This is a genomic window from Chloroflexota bacterium, assembly GCA_015478725.1.
GTDB lineage: Bacteria > Chloroflexota > Limnocylindria > Limnocylindrales > CSP1-4 > C-114.
Genome location: JADMIG010000019.1, coordinates 1 through 18407, shown reverse-complemented (window position 1 = coordinate 18407; position 18407 = coordinate 1). Strand labels below are relative to the sequence as shown.

The window sequence follows — 18407 nt, the reverse complement described above, 5'->3', positions numbered from 1 at the left end:
TTGCGTAAAGACGGACGGGCGGCGCGAAACCGCTCCGTCGTCAGAGCGGGATGTTGCCATGCTTCTTCCGCGGGTTCTCCACCCGCTTGTTCTCGAGCATCGAGAGCGCCCGGATGAGTCGGGGGCGGGTCTCCGACGGACGGATGACGTCGTCGACGTACCCGCGCGACGCGGCGATGTACGGATTGGCGAACTCGGCCTCATATTCGGCGACGAGGCGCTGCCGCTCGGCGGCCGGATCCGACGCGGCGGCGATGCGATCCTTGAAGATGATGCTCACCGCCCCCTCCGCCCCCATCACGGCGATCTCGGCCGTGGGCCAGGCGAAGTTCATGTCGCCCCGGACGTGCCGGCTGCTCATGACATCGTAGGCTCCGCCGTATGCCTTGCGGGTGATGACCGTGAGCTTGGGGACCGTCGCCTCGCAGTAGGCGAACAGGAGCTTGGCGCCGTGACGGATGATGCCGCCATGTTCCTGGCCGACGCCCGGCAGGAATCCCGGCACGTCGACGAGGGTGAGCAACGGGACATTGAAGCAGTCGCAGGTCCGAACGAAGCGGGCCGCCTTCGTCGAGGCGCCAATGTCGAGCGCGCCCGCGAGGACCGCCGGCTGCTGGGCGACGATGCCGACGCTCCGACCGCCGAGCCGCGCGAAACCGGTGAGGATGTTCGGGGCGTAGCCCGGCTGCGTCTCGAGGAAGACACGGTCGTCGACGATCGACTCGATGACGCGATGCATGTCATACGGTCGCTGCGGATCCTCCGGCACGATGCCGTCGAGTTCGGCGTCCCGACGATCGTCCGGGTCGGCGGTCGGCACGATCGGCGGATCGGCGAGGTTGTTCGCCGGCAGGTAGCCGAGGATGCGCCGGGCGAGATCGAGCGACTCGGCCTCGTCCCGTCCAGCGAGGTGGGCGACGCCGCTGATCGTCGTGTGCGTCACCGCACCACCGAGGCGTTCAGCATCGACATCCTCGTGGGTCACGGTCTTCACGACGTTCGGACCGGTCACGAACATGTAGCTCGTGCCCTCCACCATGATCGTGAAATCCGTGATTGCAGGCGAGTACACCGCTCCCCCGGCGCACGGTCCGAGCACGACCGAGAGCTGCGGAACGACGCCCGAGGCGAGCGTGTTCCGGAGGAAGATGTCGGCGTATCCACCGAGCGATGCGACACCTTCCTGGATCCGCGCTCCGCCGGAATCGTTGAGACCGACGATCGGCGCACCGACGCGCATTGCCAGGTCCATCACCTTGCAGATCTTCTCGGCGTACGCCTCCGAGAGCGACCCACCAAACACGGTGAAGTCCTGGCTGAACACGAACACCAGCCTGCCGTCGATCGTCCCGTGACCCGTCACGACCCCGTCACCGAGGACGATCTGTTCGTCGATGCCGAAGCCGGATGAGCGGTGGGTGACGAAGGCGTCGAGTTCCACGAACGATCCCGGGTCGAGGAGGAGATCGAGCCGCTCACGCGCCGTCAGCTTGCCCGCCACGTGCTGGCGTTCGATCCGGGCGGCGCCACCGCCGAGTCGCGACTCCTCGCGCATCCGCTCGAGACGCTCGATCCGCTCCCCGTTGGTCGGCACGGCCACCTCATCGTCGTCGATCGTCCCGGCCGGCTGTGTTTGCGTACGGACAGTCCCGGTGCGGACGCTGGCCATGATAGACGGACCCGAGTCGTCCCTCACCGACCCGGGTGAGCGTCGACTATCCACAGATTCGGTGAACAACTCGCCCTCCGTGTGGATAACCTCGTGTCCGTGCGGCGTCGCGGTGGGGTAGCATGGTTCGACTCCGAGCCGCCGCCCCGCCGGCGTCCCATCCACCGCTTCGCCCGCACGAGGTCCACCCAGTGACGAATGTGATCGCGATCGCGAATCAGAAAGGCGGCGTCGGCAAGACGACGACCGCGATCAACCTCGCGGGCGCGCTCGCCGAAGAAGGGTTCCGCGTCCTCTGCATCGACATGGATCCCCAGGCGAATCTCACGGCCGGCCTCGGCATCAACCTCAACACCGTGGAGCGATCCATGGCCGACGTCCTCGCCGACGGACGCGCCACGATCGACGAGGTGATCATCCCGACAGAGACGCCGGGGATCGACGTCGCGCCGGCGAACATCGACCTGGCAGCGACCGAGGGTGAGCTGTTCACCGCCTTCGGCCGCGAGCAGACGCTTCGCGAAGCGCTCGAGGGACGGCTGGAGGCGCGATACGACTTCGCGCTCATCGATTGCCCACCGAACCTGGGCCTCCTCACGGTCAACGGCCTCGTTGCCGCGAACAGCGTCATCATCCCGGTCCAGACCCAGTACTACGCGATGAAGGGCCTGACGAATCTCGTCAAGGTCATCAACACAATCCGGGCGCGCCTCAATCGCGATCTCCGGATCCTGGGCCTTCTGCCGACCTTCTACGATGGGCGGACGATCCTCGCTCGCGACATGCTCGATGAGCTTCGCGTCGTCGGCGATCACCACGTCTTCAACAGCATCATCCGCAACACCGTGAAGCTCGGCGAGGCGCCGCTCGCGGGGCGGCCGATTACCGTATACGCGACCAGCTCGGAAGCCGCACGGACATATCGCGAATTCGCCCGGGAGGTGATCGACCTTGGCTAGACCAGATTTCCGAGCGACGGCCGCACGTCGCCTCTCGGAGGAGCGCGACCTCTCCCCCGCCATCGTCAGCCTGCTCACGTCGGACGGCCCGCGCAAGGCAGGGTCGGTGCGACACCTGCCTCTCGATCGCGTCGAGCCGAACCCGGTGCAACCGCGGGTGACCTTCGTCCAGGAGACGATCGACGAGCTCGCCGCATCGATACGGGAACGCGGCGTCCTCCAGCCGATCCTCGTCCGGCCGATCGGCCCGAGCCGCTTCCAGATCGTCGCCGGAGAACGCCGCTGGCGCGCGTCGCGCCAGGCCGGCCTCGACACGATCCCCGCCCTCGTCGAGGAGATCGACGACGAGACCGCCCTCGAGATCGCGATCATCGAGAATCTGCAGCGTGAGGATCTCTCACCGCTCGACGAGGCGGCGATGTACGACCGGATGATCCGCGAGCACGGCTACAGCATCCGCAAGCTCGCCGAGAAACTCGGCAAGGACAAGGGGTATCTCGAGAACCGGCTCCGGCTCGCGGACGCGCCGGATGAGGTCCGCGCGCTCGTGTCCGTGCGCAAAGACACTCTGTCGCACGCGTACGAGCTCCTCAAGGTCGCCGATCCACGGAAGCGTCGACGATTGGCCGAACAGGTCGCCCGTGGTGAACTCTCGCTCGTGAAGCTCCGCGAGAAGGTCGATGGCCGGCCTCCGCGGATGACGGATCCCGAGCCCGACGAAGGCGTCTCCACCCGCCACAGCTCAGATGCCGCGACGAGCCGCGTCGGAGGCCGGCCGCCGGATGAGGACCCCGACTGGACGCACGACCGGCCGAGCGCGCCACTCACCGACGAGTCGCTCGTTTCGGCGAAGCGACAGCTGGCGGACGCGGTCGAGGAGCTCGTCGAGGTACTTCGCGCCCCGACGGTGATGGAGTCGATCGGTCCGGTTGACCGCGCGAACCTGGCCAAGTACCTGACGATCGCGAAGCTCCGACTCGAGAACGCGATCGCCCTCGTCCGGAGCGGAGAACCGCGCGACTGATCGGCGGCCAGCGCCCTCAGAGCCGACCGGCGGCCGCGAGCCCGCCAAGCCAGGCTGCGCCAAGGAGTCCCGTCGCGACCGCCTGCAGCTCCCAGCCACGCTGACGACGGCCGCGCCGCCGGTCGCCGCTCAGCCCAACGCCGGCGGCAAGGAGCGCGACGGACCCGGCGACGGCGAGCCATACGGGCGGTGCGAGACGCGCGCCGGCCACGACCGCCAACGCCACGATCGCGACGACCACGACGCCGACCTGGAACGCCGCGTCGAGTCGCCATGCTCGCTCTCGCCCGAGGACCGTCGCCACGGTTCGGACGCCGGATCGCTCGTCGCCCTCGATGTCCGGCAGGGCGTTCGCCACGGCGATGGCAGCACCCGCTGGCACGGCGATCCCCGCCGCGATGGCGACCGGGATCGGGATCCATCCGGTGGTCCCGATCCAGGCGAAGACCGGGATGAGTGGCACCCCGAGCGCGAAGGGAAGCCATGACAGGACGGTCCCCTTGAGTCGCAGATCATAGGCGACACCGATGGCCGCACCGAGCGCCGCGACCGCGGCGGCCGCGGCCGAGGCGGATGCGGCGATGAGGATGCCGCCCGTGATTCCCACACCGGCCACGATGATCGCGATGGGTCGCGTCACTCCCCCGGTCACGAGGGGCTTCCACGGCTTGGACCGGCGATCCGCATCCAGGTCGGCAAGGTCGTTGGTCGCGCCGATCGCGACCTGGATCGCGAGCATCGCCATCCCGAGGCGGGTCGACGACGCCAACGATCCGCCGGCGACGACCCCGAGAGCGGCGGCCGTCAGCGCATCGAGGGTGGACGGGAAGGGATGAAGGAGCCGGAGGTGGGCGATTACCCGGTCGCGCGCCCGCCACTCGCGCGCCCGCCACTCGCGTCCCCGGCGACCGGGACCCTGACCGCGGTCTCCCGACGGACCGTCCGAGTCCGCCGCATCAGACGTAGACGAGGTCCTCGAAGTTCTCGACGAGGTACTCGATGAGCCGTTCGCGTCCGTCCGTGGTCTCCGCCCGGATCCCCGGGACGAGCGCGTAGAGGGCGATCGCCGGAACGAGGAGTCGACCCTCCCGGTCGCGCCCCACGACGGCCGGTGGCCCTCCACCAGCGGCGAAGACCCGATCGAACGAGGGCTCGTCGATCCGCGCCGCAGCAAGAAAATCGACGATGACCTTCCGGACACCCCGGCGTATCGCGACGTCCCGCATGAGCTCCGCCGCCCAGGCATCGATCTGATCGTCCGTCTGCTCGCTGAGCCGCGCCCGGTACTCCGTCGGGTCCGCGGCGAGTCCGGTCGCGCCCACCGATGTCTCCTCCGTCTCGTCGGCCGCGAGTATGCCAGAACTCATCGTTGCGGGGGTGAGTGAACGCCCGTTCTACTGAGGCCTCACGTCGGCCGCGCGACGCAGCGGGGCGACGGGCCCTCGCGTGAGCACCGCGATCGATGGGATGAGGATGTCGGCCATCGCGCGGAGCTCGTCGGCCGTCCCGGAGCCGGACAGGACCCCGACGCACGTCCGGACGCCCGCGGCGCGCCCCATCCGCAAATCGGCGATCGTGTCGCCGACGATCGCCGTCTCGGTCGCCGGGACGCCGACCACGCGACAGAGCTCGACGATCATGTCCGGGGCGGGCTTCACGGCGACGCCGTCGTCGGCGCAGACAATGGCGTCGACGAGGCCGGCGATCCCGAGCGCGTCGAGGGTTCGGAGCGTCGGTCCGCGATCGTCCGAGGTGGCGATGCCGATCCTGGCTCCGGCGCTTCTGAGCGCTTCGAACAGCGCGCCGAGATCCGCGAGCGGGCGGGCGAGCGCGACCGGATCGGGCGGGCGCCATGCCTCCTCGAGCACGGCCGTCGCGCGCGACCTGGTCGTTCCGCCGACCTCGAGGAGGTCGAGCGCGACCCCGCGGAGGACCGCCATCGACGTCGCGGCGAGGAGACCGTGCGGGAGGATCTGGCCGGACACGCCGTCGATCCCGAACGCCTCGTAGAGGGGCCCACGTATCGGTCGGTCGGTCGCCGCCTCGAGGCGGTCGGCGAGCCCGATGGCCCAGCCGCCCCACATCGCGGTGAAGTCGATGAGCGTGCCGTCCTTGTCGAAGACGACGAGCCGGTGTCCGGCGAGCGGACCGAGCTCGACGCTCACCGTTCGGCGATGAGCTCTTCCACGCTCACCACGGGCGGCGCGTCGAGGACGAGGATCGCATTCGGCGGGAAGGTCACCGTCGTCACGGACCCGCGCTCGGGGATCGTGAGACTCGGATCGTTGAACGTGTCCGCCGCGACGAGCGGACCGCCATCCCCGATCCGGACGCGGACGCGGACGATGGAGCCGAGGAACGTGACGTCGTCGACGGTCCCGGTCAGGACGTTCGCCCCGCCCTCGCCACCGATCGAGAGCATCTCGGGCCGGAGCGCGATCGGAAGGGTTGCGCCGGGCGCACCCGCGCCGACGAGCGGACGACCGGTCGCGACAGGCTGGCCGACGACCGTGAGCTGGCCCGCGGCAGCGTCCACCACCGCCGCGTCGAAAACATTGAGTGTCCCGACGAACGAGGCGACGAAGGCGGTCGACGGGAAGTTGTAGATCTGGAACGGCGTACCGATCTGCTCGATTCGGCCCTCGCTCATGACGACGATGCGGTCGGACAGCGAGAGCGCCTCCTCCTGGTCGTGGGTCACGTAGACGGTCGTGATCCCGAGCTCGCGCTGGATCGACCGGATCTCGTTGCGGAGGACGACCCGGATCTTCGCGTCCAGTGCCGACAGCGGCTCGTCGAGGAGTAGCACCTGTGGCTCGATCGCGAGCGCCCGGGCGAGCGCCACCCGCTGTTGCTGGCCGCCGGACAGCTGCCACGGATAGCGGTCCGCCTTGTCGGGCAGATGGATGAGGTCGAGAAGCTCGCCGACGCGACGACGGATCTCGACCTTCGGGCGCCTTCGGACGCGGAGGCCGAATCCCACGTTGTCGGCGACGGTCATGTTCGGGAAGAGGGCGTACGACTGGAAGACCATCCCGACGTTCCGCTGGTTCGGCGCCTGGTGGGTGATGTCGACCCCGTTGACGACGATCGCGCCGGCCGTCGGCCGCTCGAAGCCGGCGATCATCCGCAGGGTCGTCGTCTTGCCGCACCCGGACGGGCCGAGGAACGAGACGAACTCGCCGCGCTGGGCCTGGAGGTTGAAGTCGCGCACGGCCGCGATCTCACCGAACCGCTTCTGGATGCCCGTGAGTTCGAGGAACGGCATCGTCTCGTCGTCTCCTGCTCGCGTCAGCGGACCGCGGTGAACCGGCCGCGGCTTCGACCGCCGCGACCGAGGAAGGCGATCGCGACCATCGCGATCCAGGTGATGGCGAAGCTCACGAGCGCGAGTGCCGCCTGTTCGTACGGGCGCTCGTCGCCGACGATGCCGAGGTATGGCGCGAACGCCGGTCGGGCGAGGAACGTGGCGATGGTGAACTCGCCGACGACGATCGCGAGGGTGAGGAACGCGCCGCTCAGCAGGGAGGTCCGGAGGTTCGGGAAGATGACCTGCCAGAGGATCCGGAACCAGCCGGCGCCAAGACTCTGGGATGCCTCCGTCAGGCTCTGGATGTCGATCGCCCGCAGCCCCGTGTCCACCGCCCGGTACATGTACGGGAAGGACAGGACGACATAGGCAGCGACGAGGAGGGCATTGCTCCCCGTCTCTGAGTTCGTCAGCGCGAACGGCTGCTTGCTGTAGGTGTTGATGAGGCCGAAGACGAGGATGATCGGCGGGATGACGAACGGGAGGAGGGTGATGAACTCGATGATCGGGCGGAGTCGCGGGAGTTTCAATCGCACCCAGAAGGCCGTTGGCACGATGATGACGAGGCTCACGACGATCGTCAGCACGCCGGCGATGAACGAGTAGAGGAGCGTCGCCGTGAACTGCTTGTCCTCGAGGATCGCCGTGTACGCGGAGAGGAACGGCTTTGACTTGAGCGAGAAGTCGAGCGTCCCGTAGAGCGGCAGGAAGAAGTAGAGGAATCCGGCGACGAAGACGAGCCACCAGCCGAACCGGGCGGGCCGCCTCACCTGAGCCACCGTTCCGCGCGCCGCTGGAGCAGCGAGTACCCGGCGATCGAGAGACCCATGATGACGACCATCCCCATCGCGAGCGCATAGCCGAGGTTCGGGTCGAACAGGACGTCGCCGCGCATCTGGCGCGAGATCGCGATCGTCACGATGTCGATGAAGCCGCCGGTCAGCTGATAGGCCGTGGCCTGGGCACCGAACGAGTTCCCGAACAGGAGGATCATCGTGCCGAGGAGCGACGGCATGAGGATCGGCAGGGCGACGTGCCGCCAGTACTGGTATGACGACGCCCCCATGTTCTCCGACGCCTCGCGCCACTCCTTCTTCAGGCCGTCGATGGCCGGGGCGATGATGAGGACCATGAGGGGGAACTGGAAGTAGAGGTAGACGATCTCGAGACCGACCTTCGAATAGAGCGTGAATCCGTCGGCATACGGATCGATCCCGAGACCCTTGATGAAGACCGTCAGGAGCCCGACCCGCCCGAGCGTGAAGACGAAGGCGAGGGCGAGGGGGACGCCGGCGAAGTTCGAGGCGACGCCGGAAAACGTCATGAGGGCCGATCGGAACGGTCCCGGCAGCCCTCCGGCGACGACCGAATAGGCGAGGAGGAAGCCGAAGATCCCGCCGACGACCGCGGTGACGAGGCTGATCTCGATGCTGTTGAGGTAGGTCCTGACGATGGACGGCTCGAAGAGGTTGGCGTAGTTCGCGAGGGTGAACCCGCCCTGGCCGGTCTCGAAGCTCCCGAACACGAGGTAGAGGGTCGGGGCGATGAGGAAGGCGAGGGCGAAGAGGAGGAACGGGGCGACCCCCACCCAGCCCCAGTCGAAACGACGACGCACCGGGCGCGCCGTCGGCGCTCCCGGTGCGTCAAGCGGAACGGCGACGTTGGTCACCGTTCCACCGCTGCGATGCCTGTCTGGTCTACTTGACGACAGCACCCACCGTCGTCGCCCAGCCCTTGGTGATCAAGGTGGAGGCCGCCGTGATCTGGGCGAGCGTCGGGAGGACGGTCCCGGAGGTGTCCGGAAGCTTGGCCTGGGCGGCCGGATCCACCACGCCCCGCTTGACCATGTCGTCATAGCGGATCGGGGTGCAGTAGCCCTTGAGCCAGATGTTCTGGCCCGCGTCGGAGTACAGGTACTCCTCCCAGAGCTTGGCCGCGTTCGGATGGGGCGCATAGGCGCTGATGGCCTGGATGTACATGCCGCCGAAGCGACCGGACTTCGGGACGACGACCGTGATCGGCGGATTGCCGGCGAGCGAGTCCTTGTCCGAGAGCGCGTTGTACGTCCACGCGATGCGGATCGGCGTCTCGCCGGAGGCGACGGTGGCCGTCTTGCCGATGACCGGGACGAAGTTCCCGCCGGCATTGAGCTGCTTGAAGTAGTCGAGGCCCGGCTGGGCGTTGTCGAGCGAGCCGCCGTTGGCGATGGCCGCAGCCCAGACCGCCGAGATGGCCTGGTTCGAGACAGTCGGGTCACCGGCGAGGGCGACCTGACCCTTGTACTCTGGCTTGAGCAGGTCAGACCAGTCCTGCGGGACATTCTTGACGACCGCGGTGTTCACCTCGAAGGCGAGCACGCCGTAGTAGTCGCCGTACCAGTAGCCGTTCGGGTCCTTGGCACTGGCCGGGATGCTGTCCCACGTCGAGACCTTGTACGGCGCGATGAGGCCGTCGGTGACGGCCTGGGGGCCGAACGAAAGGCCGACGTCGATGACGTCCGGGGCCTGCGGGCCGGTGCTGCCCTTGTTCGCCTTGATGGCGTTGATCTCGTCACCCGAGCCGCCATCCGGGTTGAGCTCGTTGATCTTGATGCCGTACTTCGCCGTGAAGCCGGTGAGGAGATCGCCATAGTCGCACCAGTTGTGCGGCAGGGCGATCGTCGTGAGGGTCCCTTCCTTCTGGGCGGCGGCGATGAGCGCGGCCATGGAAGCTGACGGCGCGCTGCTCGCGGCCGGCGCGCTGCTCGCGGCAGCGCTGCCTGCGGCAGCGCTCGGTGCCGTGCTCGCAGCTGGGGATGGCGTGGCCGCCGAGCTGCAGGCGGCGAAGAGGAGCGGGATGGCCGCTGCGGCGGCAAGCGACCGGGGCATGCGTTTCGTCGACAAGTGAGTCTCCATTGCTGCGGGCTTGTTGCGATGCCAGCGGACCACCGACGCGATACCTCCTCCGAGGCCCACGCATGGACGCCTGTCCCGGTCCTGCGACGGGAGAGAGCCAGTGCGGTGCGCTGAGGCGCATTTGACAGCGGCCGCCACTCCCGAGTCAAGACGGTGACCGAGGAATGTTAACGGGTCGTGACCGATACCATACGGCGTCGCGTCGGCCGGTAGGCCGCACGGGCCGACGATGGGTACACTCACGGCGGTATCCGGGCGTGCACCCGGATCGCATCGGGAAGATGACCATGCCGCAGGAGTCCATAGCTCGCGAGAGCCGCCATCTCGTCGTGGTCGGCGCGTCGGCCGGCGGCGTCGAGGCCATCTCCGCGCTCCTCGCGTCGCTGCCGCCCGACCTCGCCGCGCCGGTCGTCGTCGCCCAGCACCTCAATCCGGGGCGACCGAGCCATCTGCATGACATCCTGGGCCGTCGGTCGACACTGCCACTCCGTGCCGTCGGTGCACGCGAGCCGCTCGAGGACGGGGTGGTGTTCGTCATCCCGGCCAACCACGACGCGGAGATCGAGGGAACGTCGATCGTCCTGCACGAGGCCACGCCGAGGCGGGCCGCGCCGTCGATCGACCGGCTCATGCGGTCCGCCGCCGCATCGGTAGGCGCGGGGACGATCGCCGTCGTCCTCAGCGGCAGTGGGTCCGACGGTGCCGTCGGGGCGCACGAGGTGGCGGCGGCCGGAGGCACCGTGCTCATCCAGGATCCCGTGAACGCCGGCTTCCCGTCCATGCCCCTTGCCGTGGCCGCGGGCAGCGTGGACATCGTGGCCCAGCCGGCGGCGATGGGTCCGCTGCTCGAGCGACTCATCTCGGGCCCACTCACCGAAGCGGACCCGGCCAACGATCGCCAACTCCGCCTCCTGCTCGCGCGGCTGGGCGAGCGCAGCGGGATCGATTTCGCGGCCTACAAGCGGCCGACCATCCTGCGACGCCTCCAGGGTCGGATGGCTGCCACGCACCAGGCAACGCTCGCCGACTACGTCGGCTTCCTCGAGAAGGAGCCCGACGAATACGAGCGCCTGACGGGCAGCCTGCTCATCAAGGTGACCGAGTTCTTCCGCGATCCGAAGGTGATGGACCACCTCCGCCGCCGCGTGCTGCCCGATCTCGTCGCACAGGCCCAGGCGACCCGGGAGCTGCGGGTCTGGTGCGCCGGCTGCGCGACCGGCGAGGAGGCCTACACGATCGCCATGCTCGTCGCGGACGCGCTCGGGGATCAGCGCGAGCGCATCGACGTGCGCATCTTCGCGACGGACGTCGACGCGGCGGCACTCGCGTTCGCGCGTCGCGGGGTGTACGACGCCAGGACCGTGCGGAATGTGCCGCCCGGTCTCCTCACCCGGCACTTCGTGGCGGCTGGTGACGAGTATTCGGTCACCAGGGAGGTGCGCGAGCTGGTCGTGTTCGGCGAGCACGACCTGGGCGCCCGGCCACCGTTCCCCCGGATCGATCTCGTCCTGTGTCGGAACGTCCTCATCTATTTCCTGCCCGAGCTCCAGCAACGCGTCCTGCGCGTCTTCGCATTCGCCCTGCGCGAGGGGGGCTGGCTCGTGCTCGGCAGCTCGGAGAGCGCCGCGTCTCTGGGCCACAGCTTCACCCCTGTGCCGGGGCCCCTGAAGATCTACCGGCGGGACGGCCCGGCGCCGGCTCCTCCACTCATGACGCTCACGCGAGCTCCGGCCCAGGTTCCGCGGCCGGCGCGCGCCGTCCCGGGTGCGGTCAGCGGTCACGCTGGCTCCCGGAAGGTGGGGCGCTCCGGCGAGGCCCACGCCGAGCGTATCCTGCTCGAGATGCCCGTCGGCGTGGTCACCGTCGGCCGGCGCTGGGAGACGCTGCGGATCAACCCGGCCGCACGGCGGCTGCTCGGCATCCACGGCTCGGCCCTGGGCGACGACTTCACCCACCTCGCGGAGACGCTTCCCGCTTCGACGCTGCGAACCGCGCTGCGCGGCGCGCTCCAGGGAGAGTCGAGCACGACGTGGTGCGAGACCCCCACGCCCGACCTCCTCACCGGCAGGCCGCGCTATCTGGACGTCAGCTGCGCACCGTTCCGCGAGCGGCCCGGAGACCCGATCGTGGGCGCCGTCATCCTCATCAGCGACGCGAGTCCGGTGGCGGAGGACCGGGCGGCCGTGCCCATCCTGCGCCAGCGCCTGCAGCAGGCGATCGACGAAACGCAGCGGCTCCTCACGGTGAACGAGGAGGTGACCTCCGCCAACGACCAGCTGCGGGTGGCGAACGAGGAACTCCTCATCGGCGCCGAGGACGCCCAGGCGTCCACCGAGGAGGCCGAGACCCTGACCGAGGAGCTGCAGGCTTCCAACGAGGAACTCGAGACCCTCAACGAGGAGCTCCAGGCGAGCGTCGAAGAGCTGAATGTCGCCAACGAGGACCTCGCCGCCCGGACCGATGAGCTCGCCGCCCAGGCCGCCGTCCTGACGGTACAGACGCAGGAGCTGGCCCAGGAGCGCGACCGGATGAAGTCGATCCTGCACGGGATGACCGACGCTGTCCTCGCCGTGGATGCCGATGGCCGGGCCGTCATGTGGAACGAGACCTACGAGGCGATCTTCGGCGACCCCGCGGTGCCATTCGTCCCCGAGGACGAGGCGAGCCAGCCGCTCGCCGCGGAGGCGTGGCCGCAGCAGCGCGCGCGGCGCGGGGAGTCCTTCAGCGTGAGCTTCACGATGCGTGGCCCGGATGGCGCCCGGCGGTGGTTCGAGGCCAAAGGCTCGAGTCTGCGGCTGCCGATCCCCGGCTGGGCCGGCATCGTCGTGATCCGCGAGGTGACCGAGCGGAGCCTGCGGGCGCTCCAGGAGCAGTTCCTGATCGCGGCAAGCCACGAGCTCCGCACGCCCATCGCGGCTCTCCATGGGTACGTCCAGCTGCTCGCCCGGCGCCTCGACCCGGCTGCCGACGAGGCAGCCGCCGGGTATGCAGCCAGCGCTCTCGCTCAGACGCGGCGACTCGGCGAGTTGACCGACCGGCTCTTCGACCTGAGCCTCTTCGCGATGAAGCGGATGACGCTCGAGCGCAGGCGGGTCGATCTCGTGGCCCTGGCACGGCGCGTCGCGGAGGTGACCGCCGTCCTGGCGGGCGGCACGCAGATCTCGGTCCACGAGGCGCCAGCGCGGCTGACGGTCGACGGCGACCCCGGGCGCCTCGAGCAGGTCGTCACCAACCTGATCACCAACGCCCTTGTGCACGGGGCAGCCCGGAACGTGGACATGAAACTGCAGCGCGTCGGGCCGTGGGCCGAGATCGTCGTCGCCGACGATGGAGGCGGGATCCCCGCCGACGAGATGCCCGGCCTGTTCGATCGCTTCGCCCGCGCGGGCGAGCCCCGCCGCGGGGTGCGGGTCGGCCTCGGCCTCGGCCTCTTCCTCGCCCGCGAGATCGTGGTCGCCCATGGCGGATCCATCGAGGCCGCCTCGGAGGTGGGGCACGGCACGACGATCACCGTCCGCCTGCCGATGCCGGCGCCGCGGAGCCACGGATGATCGACCTCGTCATCGTCGAGGATCATCCGGCGATCGCCGAGGGGCTCGCCGCCCTGCTCAGAAGCGAGGCGGACGTGAACCTCGTCGGGACTGCCCATGATCGAGGGAGCGCCCGGGAGCTGATCGAGCGGGCCCACCCGGACGTGGTGCTCTGCGACGTCATGCAGGGGGGGCTCGACAGCGGACTCGACCTGCTCGGCGACTTCGCGGGCCGCGGACCCGCATTCGTCATGTACAGCGCGTACAGCAAGTCGAGCTTCATGTCCAAGGCGATCTCCCGCGGCGCCGCTGCCTACGTCTCGAAGCTCGAGCCCGTCGATGAGATCCTCCGCGTCATCCGCGAGGCCGCGCGAGGACGCCGCACCTTCTCCCCGGACGCCCTGCGAGCCGCCCGCGGCGGGCTCCGAGTGCCCACCCCGCGCGAACTCGAAACGATCGGACTGGTCGCCCAGGGTCGCACGAACCTGGAGATCGCCGCCTCCCTCTCGATCCGCGTCAAGACGGTGGAGAGCCAGCTGCGCCGCCTGTTCGATCGGTACGGCGTCCCGAACCGCACCGGCCTCGTCCACCTCGCGCGGCAGGAAGGCTGGCTGCTGGACGAGGCCTGAGAGCCCTGCAGGGTTTTCATCCTCGCGGGTTCACGTCCGGCCGGCTACGGTGCGGCCTGCATCGCGGATCGCGGCGTTTGCCCGCGGTCTTCGACCCGTCGATCGTTCATTCCTGACACCCCGCTGTTCGGTTCCTGGGGGAACCGAGCCGGGGTGTCTCCTCGTCCGGGCGAGCGACTCGGTGCTACAGTCGGTGCGTCCACATGCCGCTCGACCTGGTGGGGACCATGATCGACCGGGCCGGGCCAAGCCATTCCCGTGAGGAGGGGAGAGGTCGATGGCCGCCGAGCGATCGGATGCGTTCGTGTTCTTCGGGGCAACGGGCGACCTGGCCTTCAAGCAGATCTTCCCGGCCCTCCTTGCCCTCATCCGGGACGAGGGCTTCGACCTGCCGATCATCGGCGTCGCCCGTTCGGGTGACGTGGTCTCCCTCCGCGAGCGGGCCCGGCAGAGCCTCGCCGCGGCCGGGATCGTGGACGGTGCGGCGATCGAGGCGCTCAGCGGGCGATTGCGCTACGTGAAGGGCTCGGACGACGACATCGAGACATTCCGGGCATTGCGCGCCGAGCTCGGCGACGCCCGGCATCCACTCCACTACCTCGCGATCCCGCCGGCCCTGTTCAGCGAGGTCATCACCAACCTCGAAGGGTCGCGGTGTGCCGAGGGCGCGAGGGTCATCCTCGAGAAGCCGTTCGGGCGCGACCTGGCGAGCGCCGTCGCCCTCAACGCGACGGTCCATGGCGTCTTCGCCGAGCCCGCGATCTTCCGGATCGACCACTACCTCGGCAAGGAGGCGGTCCAGAACCTGCTCTACTTCCGCTTCGCCAACTCGTTCCTGGAGCCGCTGTGGAACCGCGAGCACGTCGCGAGTGTCCAGGTCACGATGGCCGAGTCCTTCGACGTCGCGGACCGCGGCGCCTTCTACGACCAGGCGGGGGCGATCCGCGACGTGATGCAGAACCACCTCCTCCAGGTGGTCAGCCTGCTCGGCATGGAGCCACCGTCCGGGCAGACCGGGGAGTCGGTGCGTGATGGGCAGTTCAAGGTGCTCGACTCGATCCGGGCGATCGCGCCGAACGACGTCGTGCGCGGCCAGTACCGCGGATATCGCGACGTCGAGGGAGTCGCCCCGGGCTCGACCGTGGAGACGTTCGCCGCGCTGCGCCTGCACGTCGACACCTGGCGTTGGGGCGGGGTCCCGTTCTACCTCCGGGCCGGCAAGTGCCTGCCGGTGACGGCCACGGAGGTCCTCGTGGCATTGAAGCGTCCACCCCAGTCCGTGTTCCCGGAGCGCGAGCCGCCGGACGCCGACTACTTCCGCTTCCGCCTCGCGCCGGACATGTCGATCTCGCTCGGAGCGCGCGCCAAGAAGCCCGGGGAGGCCCTCGTCGGCGAGGCGGTGGAGCTCTACGCCTCCCACCAGAGCGGTACCGAGCGCCCGCCGTACCAGCGCCTGATCGGCGATGCCACGAGGGGCGACCAGACGCTCTTCGCCCGCGAGGACGCCGTGGAGGCGGCCTGGCGCGTGGTCGACGGCACCCTCGGTGCCGCGACGCCGCTGCACGACTACGAGCCGGGCACCTGGGGTCCGCCCGAGGCGTCCCGGATCCTGGCCCACGGCGACCACTGGCACGACCCGGCCATGGCCGATCCGGCGGCGCAGCGGGTGCCCATGGGTTGAGCCCTACGTGGGGTCGGCGGCCGGATCGCCCGATTCCGAAACGTGCCTGGTCGAGTCGGGCAGACGCACCACCACCTGGAGCTCGACCGCGACCCGAGGTGCTTCCTTGCCGCCCCCCGCACCCGCAAGGAGCGGGCGGAGTTCGTCGATGGCGGCCATGGACTCGGGCACGAAGACGATGTGAGCCCCCTGGGCGGCGGCGTACGCCGCCAGCGCCTCGATCCCCTTGTCCTTCGGCAGCGAGGCCGACGCCTTCGCTCCCACGCGACGACTTTCGCGCACCTGGCGGGCGATGGCCGACCGGCCAAGGAGTTCGAGATCCTTCGGGCTCAGGCGGTCGCCGAACCGTTCCGCCTCACCCTCTGAAGCCCACTGGTTCGGCATCGGTTCGGACCACAGGGATGCCACGTCGGCGGCATACAGGATCAGGGAGCAGCCGTGCGCCTTCGCGTGGACCCCCGCCGCGTGGCGAACCTCGGCGTGATGATCGTCCTCGGTGGTGAACGCGACCACGGACGGGCCATCCAGGCTCGGGCGCCGACGGTCGCGCGCGGGGACCCGCCCGTCATCCGATGCGCGCGACACTCACCCATTCCTCCGCCGACCCACGAACCGAGCCGCCGATCGTGGAGCCCGGCGCCGCAGATGGCGAGCGCCGGGCTCGATCGGCCCGGGCCTACCAGCGCCGTTCTTCTCGCTTGACGACGACCTCGTCGCCCTTGCTCTCGTTGTTGATCAGGCCGACCGTGGCGCCCGAGGCCGCGCCGATCGCGCCTCCGACGACCGCGCCGATGGGCCCGCCGACGACCGCGCCGGCGACGGCGCCGACGGCGCCTCCGGCGACCGCTCCCCCGGCCTCGGCATCCCCGCCACGCGGGCCGCTCGAAAGGTGCTCTGTCTCGATGGTCTCGGTCCGCGCGACGCCGCCGTCGGTGACGTTTTCGCGCTCGAAGATTCGCTGGTCAGTCATGACTGGATCTCCTGTGATGGTTCGCGCCTGTCAGCGCTCCCTTCCTCGCATGATGGCCAGCGGTATCCGGCAGGACAAGGATGGAAACCCTGTTGGATGAACGCGGCCGGCTGCGGCCCGGCCACCTGTCCCGGACGATCGTCGGTCAGCTCGAGCGCCTTCCCCGCCGCGTCGCCCAGGGCCGCCTTGCCCAGGTTCGGGGGATCGTCTCGAAGGCGAGGGCGACGACGATCAACCAGGCGACACCGGCGGTGAACCCGCCGATGACATCGCTCAGGTAGTGGTACCCGAGATAGATCCGGCTGAAGCCGATGGCGAAGGCGATGGCCACCGCGCCCACGACAGCGATGGTCCCCGCTCGTCGCCCCGACCAGGTCCAGGCGATGACAGCGAGGGCGAGGTAGAAGACGACCGAATTCATGGAGTGGCCGCTCGGGAAGCTCGGGTCGGGCAGGACGTGCGCCCACGGCAGCACCGGGCGCGGCCGGCCCACGAGCAGCTTGAGGGCGCCGTTCAACGCCACGCTGCCAGCGATCGCGACCACGAGGAAGAGCGCTTCAGCGCGACGATGCCACACGACGAGGAAGCCCAGGGCGAGGACGACGAGGATGCCGAGGACCGGATCCGAGCCGAGGGCGGTGATGGCGTTCATGATCGCGTCCAGGGTGGGCGACGAGATCCCGTGCAGGAACGGGTTCGCGACGGTGTCGAGGACGAGGGCCTCCTGGCCGCGGATCTGATCCGCCAGGAAAGCGAAGCCGAACATCGCCACCAGCGCCGCGGCGAACCCAATCGCGAGCTCCCTGACCCCGCGCTCATCGGGGGTCACGGGCGGTTCGATCGGTGGCACCGCGTCGCCGATCGCCGTGTCCGCATCGGTGGCGGCGCCACAGCGGTCAGTCATGGTTCGTTCCTGTCGATCGGGATGGCGGGCGGCCGTGCGGGCGCGCCCATGATGCGCCTTACCCGCGCCGTCGTCGCCAGGGGCCGCCCGTCAGCCAGTCCACGGTCACGCCCAGGAGCCAGACCACCAGTCGCAGGATCCAGTAGACGATCGCCAGCGGCCACGCCACGATGAGGAGCAGGATCGTGATGAGGCAACCGTGGTCGCCTCCCTGGCGGATGACGACGATCTGCGGGCGCTCTCTGCTCACCGATCCCGCCGACGGGTGTCTCCGACCTGGGGATCAGGCGACTCGGGACGGCCTTCGATCGATCCGCCCTCGTCCGCCCGGTCGGCGGACGGCACATCGATCGGCATCAGTCCCCCGAGGTCGGCGCCGATCGATCCGGACGTCGCCGGATCCCTGAGCCACGCGCTGCCGACCTTGCCTTCGACGACGTCCGTCGCGTCCGACGGACCGTCCGTAGCGGACGAACGATCCTGTGTCACGAGATCCTCCTGTTCCTGCAGCAGACCCTGGGGGGCGGAGATGACGGGGCGCGGCGCCACGGGAGTTCGAAGGCGATCGCACGACCCTCGAGGCCCGGGCGATCGCCGCGTCAGATCGGCGGCGCCGTCCCGACCGTGACCGCGAGGACAAGGAGGATGCCGAGGATCCCAAGGAGGAGGCCCACGGCCTCGAGGTCATCCCGCCGGCGCACCCGTCGCTCTGCCGGAATGCTCTCGATCGCCGGCCAACTCTCCCGGTGCGGTCGCACTCCGATGGTCGTCAACGTCGGTCCCCCATGGTCCAGTGACTCGAGCCGGCGCAGCCGGTCCTCACATGCGCCGGGAGCG

Annotated in this window: 19 protein-coding genes; 5 read left to right on the top strand and 14 right to left on the bottom strand. The window is 69.5% G+C overall.

Annotation, left to right across the window (positions count from 1 at the left end):
- Positions 1–40: 40 nt before the first annotated feature.
- Positions 41–1669 (bottom strand): acyl-CoA carboxylase subunit beta, encoded by a 1629-nt coding sequence (locus IVW53_11350; protein MBF6606167.1) that lies wholly within the window; start codon positions 1667–1669, stop codon positions 41–43.
- Between the two features lie 191 nt (positions 1670–1860).
- Between IVW53_11350 and IVW53_11345 the strand changes: the two genes are divergently transcribed.
- Together IVW53_11345 and IVW53_11340 are read left to right on the top strand one after the other, a co-directional pair.
- Positions 1861–2628, top strand: a complete 768-nt coding sequence (locus IVW53_11345; protein ID MBF6606166.1) for a ParA family protein — start codon at positions 1861–1863, stop codon at positions 2626–2628.
- Entirely contained in the window at positions 2621–3652 is a 1032-nt protein-coding gene (locus IVW53_11340; GenBank protein ID MBF6606165.1) for a ParB/RepB/Spo0J family partition protein, read from the top strand. Before IVW53_11345 ends, IVW53_11340 begins: the two co-directional genes overlap by 8 nt.
- A 16-nt stretch (positions 3653–3668) precedes the next feature.
- Here IVW53_11340 and IVW53_11335 read toward each other — a convergent pair whose 3' ends face one another.
- The 7 genes from IVW53_11335 to IVW53_11305 all read right to left on the bottom strand — a co-directional run bounded on the left by IVW53_11335 (position 3669) and on the right by IVW53_11305 (position 9829).
- Entirely contained in the window at positions 3669–4421 is a 753-nt protein-coding gene (locus IVW53_11335) for a UbiA family prenyltransferase (GenBank protein MBF6606164.1), read from the bottom strand.
- A gap of 187 nt (positions 4422–4608) precedes the next feature.
- On the bottom strand, positions 4609–4974 hold the full coding sequence (locus IVW53_11330; protein MBF6606163.1) for a hypothetical protein: 366 nt from the start codon (positions 4972–4974) through the stop codon (positions 4609–4611).
- A 72-nt stretch (positions 4975–5046) separates the two neighbouring features.
- Positions 5047–5817, bottom strand: coding sequence for an HAD family hydrolase (locus IVW53_11325; GenBank protein MBF6606162.1), 771 nt, complete (start codon positions 5815–5817; stop codon positions 5047–5049).
- The gene (locus IVW53_11320; protein ID MBF6606161.1) at positions 5814–6920 is read right to left on the bottom strand and encodes an ABC transporter ATP-binding protein; all 1107 of its coding nucleotides are present in this window, start codon (positions 6918–6920) and stop codon (positions 5814–5816) included. The genes IVW53_11325 and IVW53_11320 overlap by 4 nt, the downstream gene beginning before the upstream one ends.
- 23 nt (positions 6921–6943) lie before the next feature.
- Complete coding sequence (locus IVW53_11315; GenBank protein MBF6606160.1) at positions 6944–7741, bottom strand: ABC transporter permease subunit; 798 nt, start codon at positions 7739–7741, stop codon at positions 6944–6946.
- The gene (locus IVW53_11310) at positions 7729–8577 is read right to left on the bottom strand and encodes an ABC transporter permease subunit (protein MBF6606159.1); all 849 of its coding nucleotides are present in this window, start codon (positions 8575–8577) and stop codon (positions 7729–7731) included. Before IVW53_11310 ends, IVW53_11315 begins: the two co-directional genes overlap by 13 nt.
- Before the next feature lie 82 nt (positions 8578–8659).
- Positions 8660–9829, bottom strand: a complete 1170-nt coding sequence (locus IVW53_11305; GenBank protein MBF6606158.1) for an ABC transporter substrate-binding protein — start codon at positions 9827–9829, stop codon at positions 8660–8662.
- Between the two features lie 308 nt (positions 9830–10137).
- Between IVW53_11305 and IVW53_11300 the strand changes: the two genes are divergently transcribed.
- The 3 genes from IVW53_11300 to zwf all read left to right on the top strand — a co-directional run bounded on the left by IVW53_11300 (position 10138) and on the right by zwf (position 15696).
- Positions 10138–13407, top strand: coding sequence for a PAS domain-containing protein (locus tag IVW53_11300; protein MBF6606157.1), 3270 nt, complete (start codon positions 10138–10140; stop codon positions 13405–13407).
- The gene (locus IVW53_11295; GenBank protein MBF6606156.1) at positions 13404–14015 is read left to right on the top strand and encodes a response regulator transcription factor; all 612 of its coding nucleotides are present in this window, start codon (positions 13404–13406) and stop codon (positions 14013–14015) included. The genes IVW53_11300 and IVW53_11295 overlap by 4 nt, the downstream gene beginning before the upstream one ends.
- A gap of 277 nt (positions 14016–14292) precedes the next feature.
- Complete coding sequence (zwf, locus tag IVW53_11290; protein ID MBF6606155.1) at positions 14293–15696, top strand: glucose-6-phosphate dehydrogenase; 1404 nt, start codon at positions 14293–14295, stop codon at positions 15694–15696.
- A gap of 3 nt (positions 15697–15699) precedes the next feature.
- Here zwf and IVW53_11285 read toward each other — a convergent pair whose 3' ends face one another.
- The 6 genes from IVW53_11285 to IVW53_11260 all read right to left on the bottom strand — a co-directional run bounded on the left by IVW53_11285 (position 15700) and on the right by IVW53_11260 (position 18343).
- Positions 15700–16281 (bottom strand): hypothetical protein, encoded by a 582-nt coding sequence (locus IVW53_11285; GenBank protein ID MBF6606154.1) that lies wholly within the window; start codon positions 16279–16281, stop codon positions 15700–15702.
- 91 nt (positions 16282–16372) lie between these two features.
- Entirely contained in the window at positions 16373–16666 is a 294-nt protein-coding gene (locus IVW53_11280) for a hypothetical protein (protein MBF6606153.1), read from the bottom strand.
- A 145-nt stretch (positions 16667–16811) separates the two neighbouring features.
- Positions 16812–17570: a phosphatase PAP2 family protein gene (locus IVW53_11275; protein MBF6606152.1), complete on the bottom strand. Its 759-nt coding sequence runs from the start codon at positions 17568–17570 to the stop codon at positions 16812–16814.
- A gap of 58 nt (positions 17571–17628) precedes the next feature.
- Positions 17629–17820, bottom strand: coding sequence for a hypothetical protein (locus IVW53_11270; protein ID MBF6606151.1), 192 nt, complete (start codon positions 17818–17820; stop codon positions 17629–17631).
- A complete protein-coding gene (locus IVW53_11265) occupies positions 17817–18059 on the bottom strand; it encodes a hypothetical protein (GenBank protein ID MBF6606150.1) in 243 nt (80 codons plus the stop codon). Before IVW53_11265 ends, IVW53_11270 begins: the two co-directional genes overlap by 4 nt.
- Before the next feature lie 110 nt (positions 18060–18169).
- Entirely contained in the window at positions 18170–18343 is a 174-nt protein-coding gene (locus IVW53_11260) for a hypothetical protein (GenBank protein MBF6606149.1), read from the bottom strand.
- Between the last annotated feature and the right edge of the window lie 64 nt (positions 18344–18407).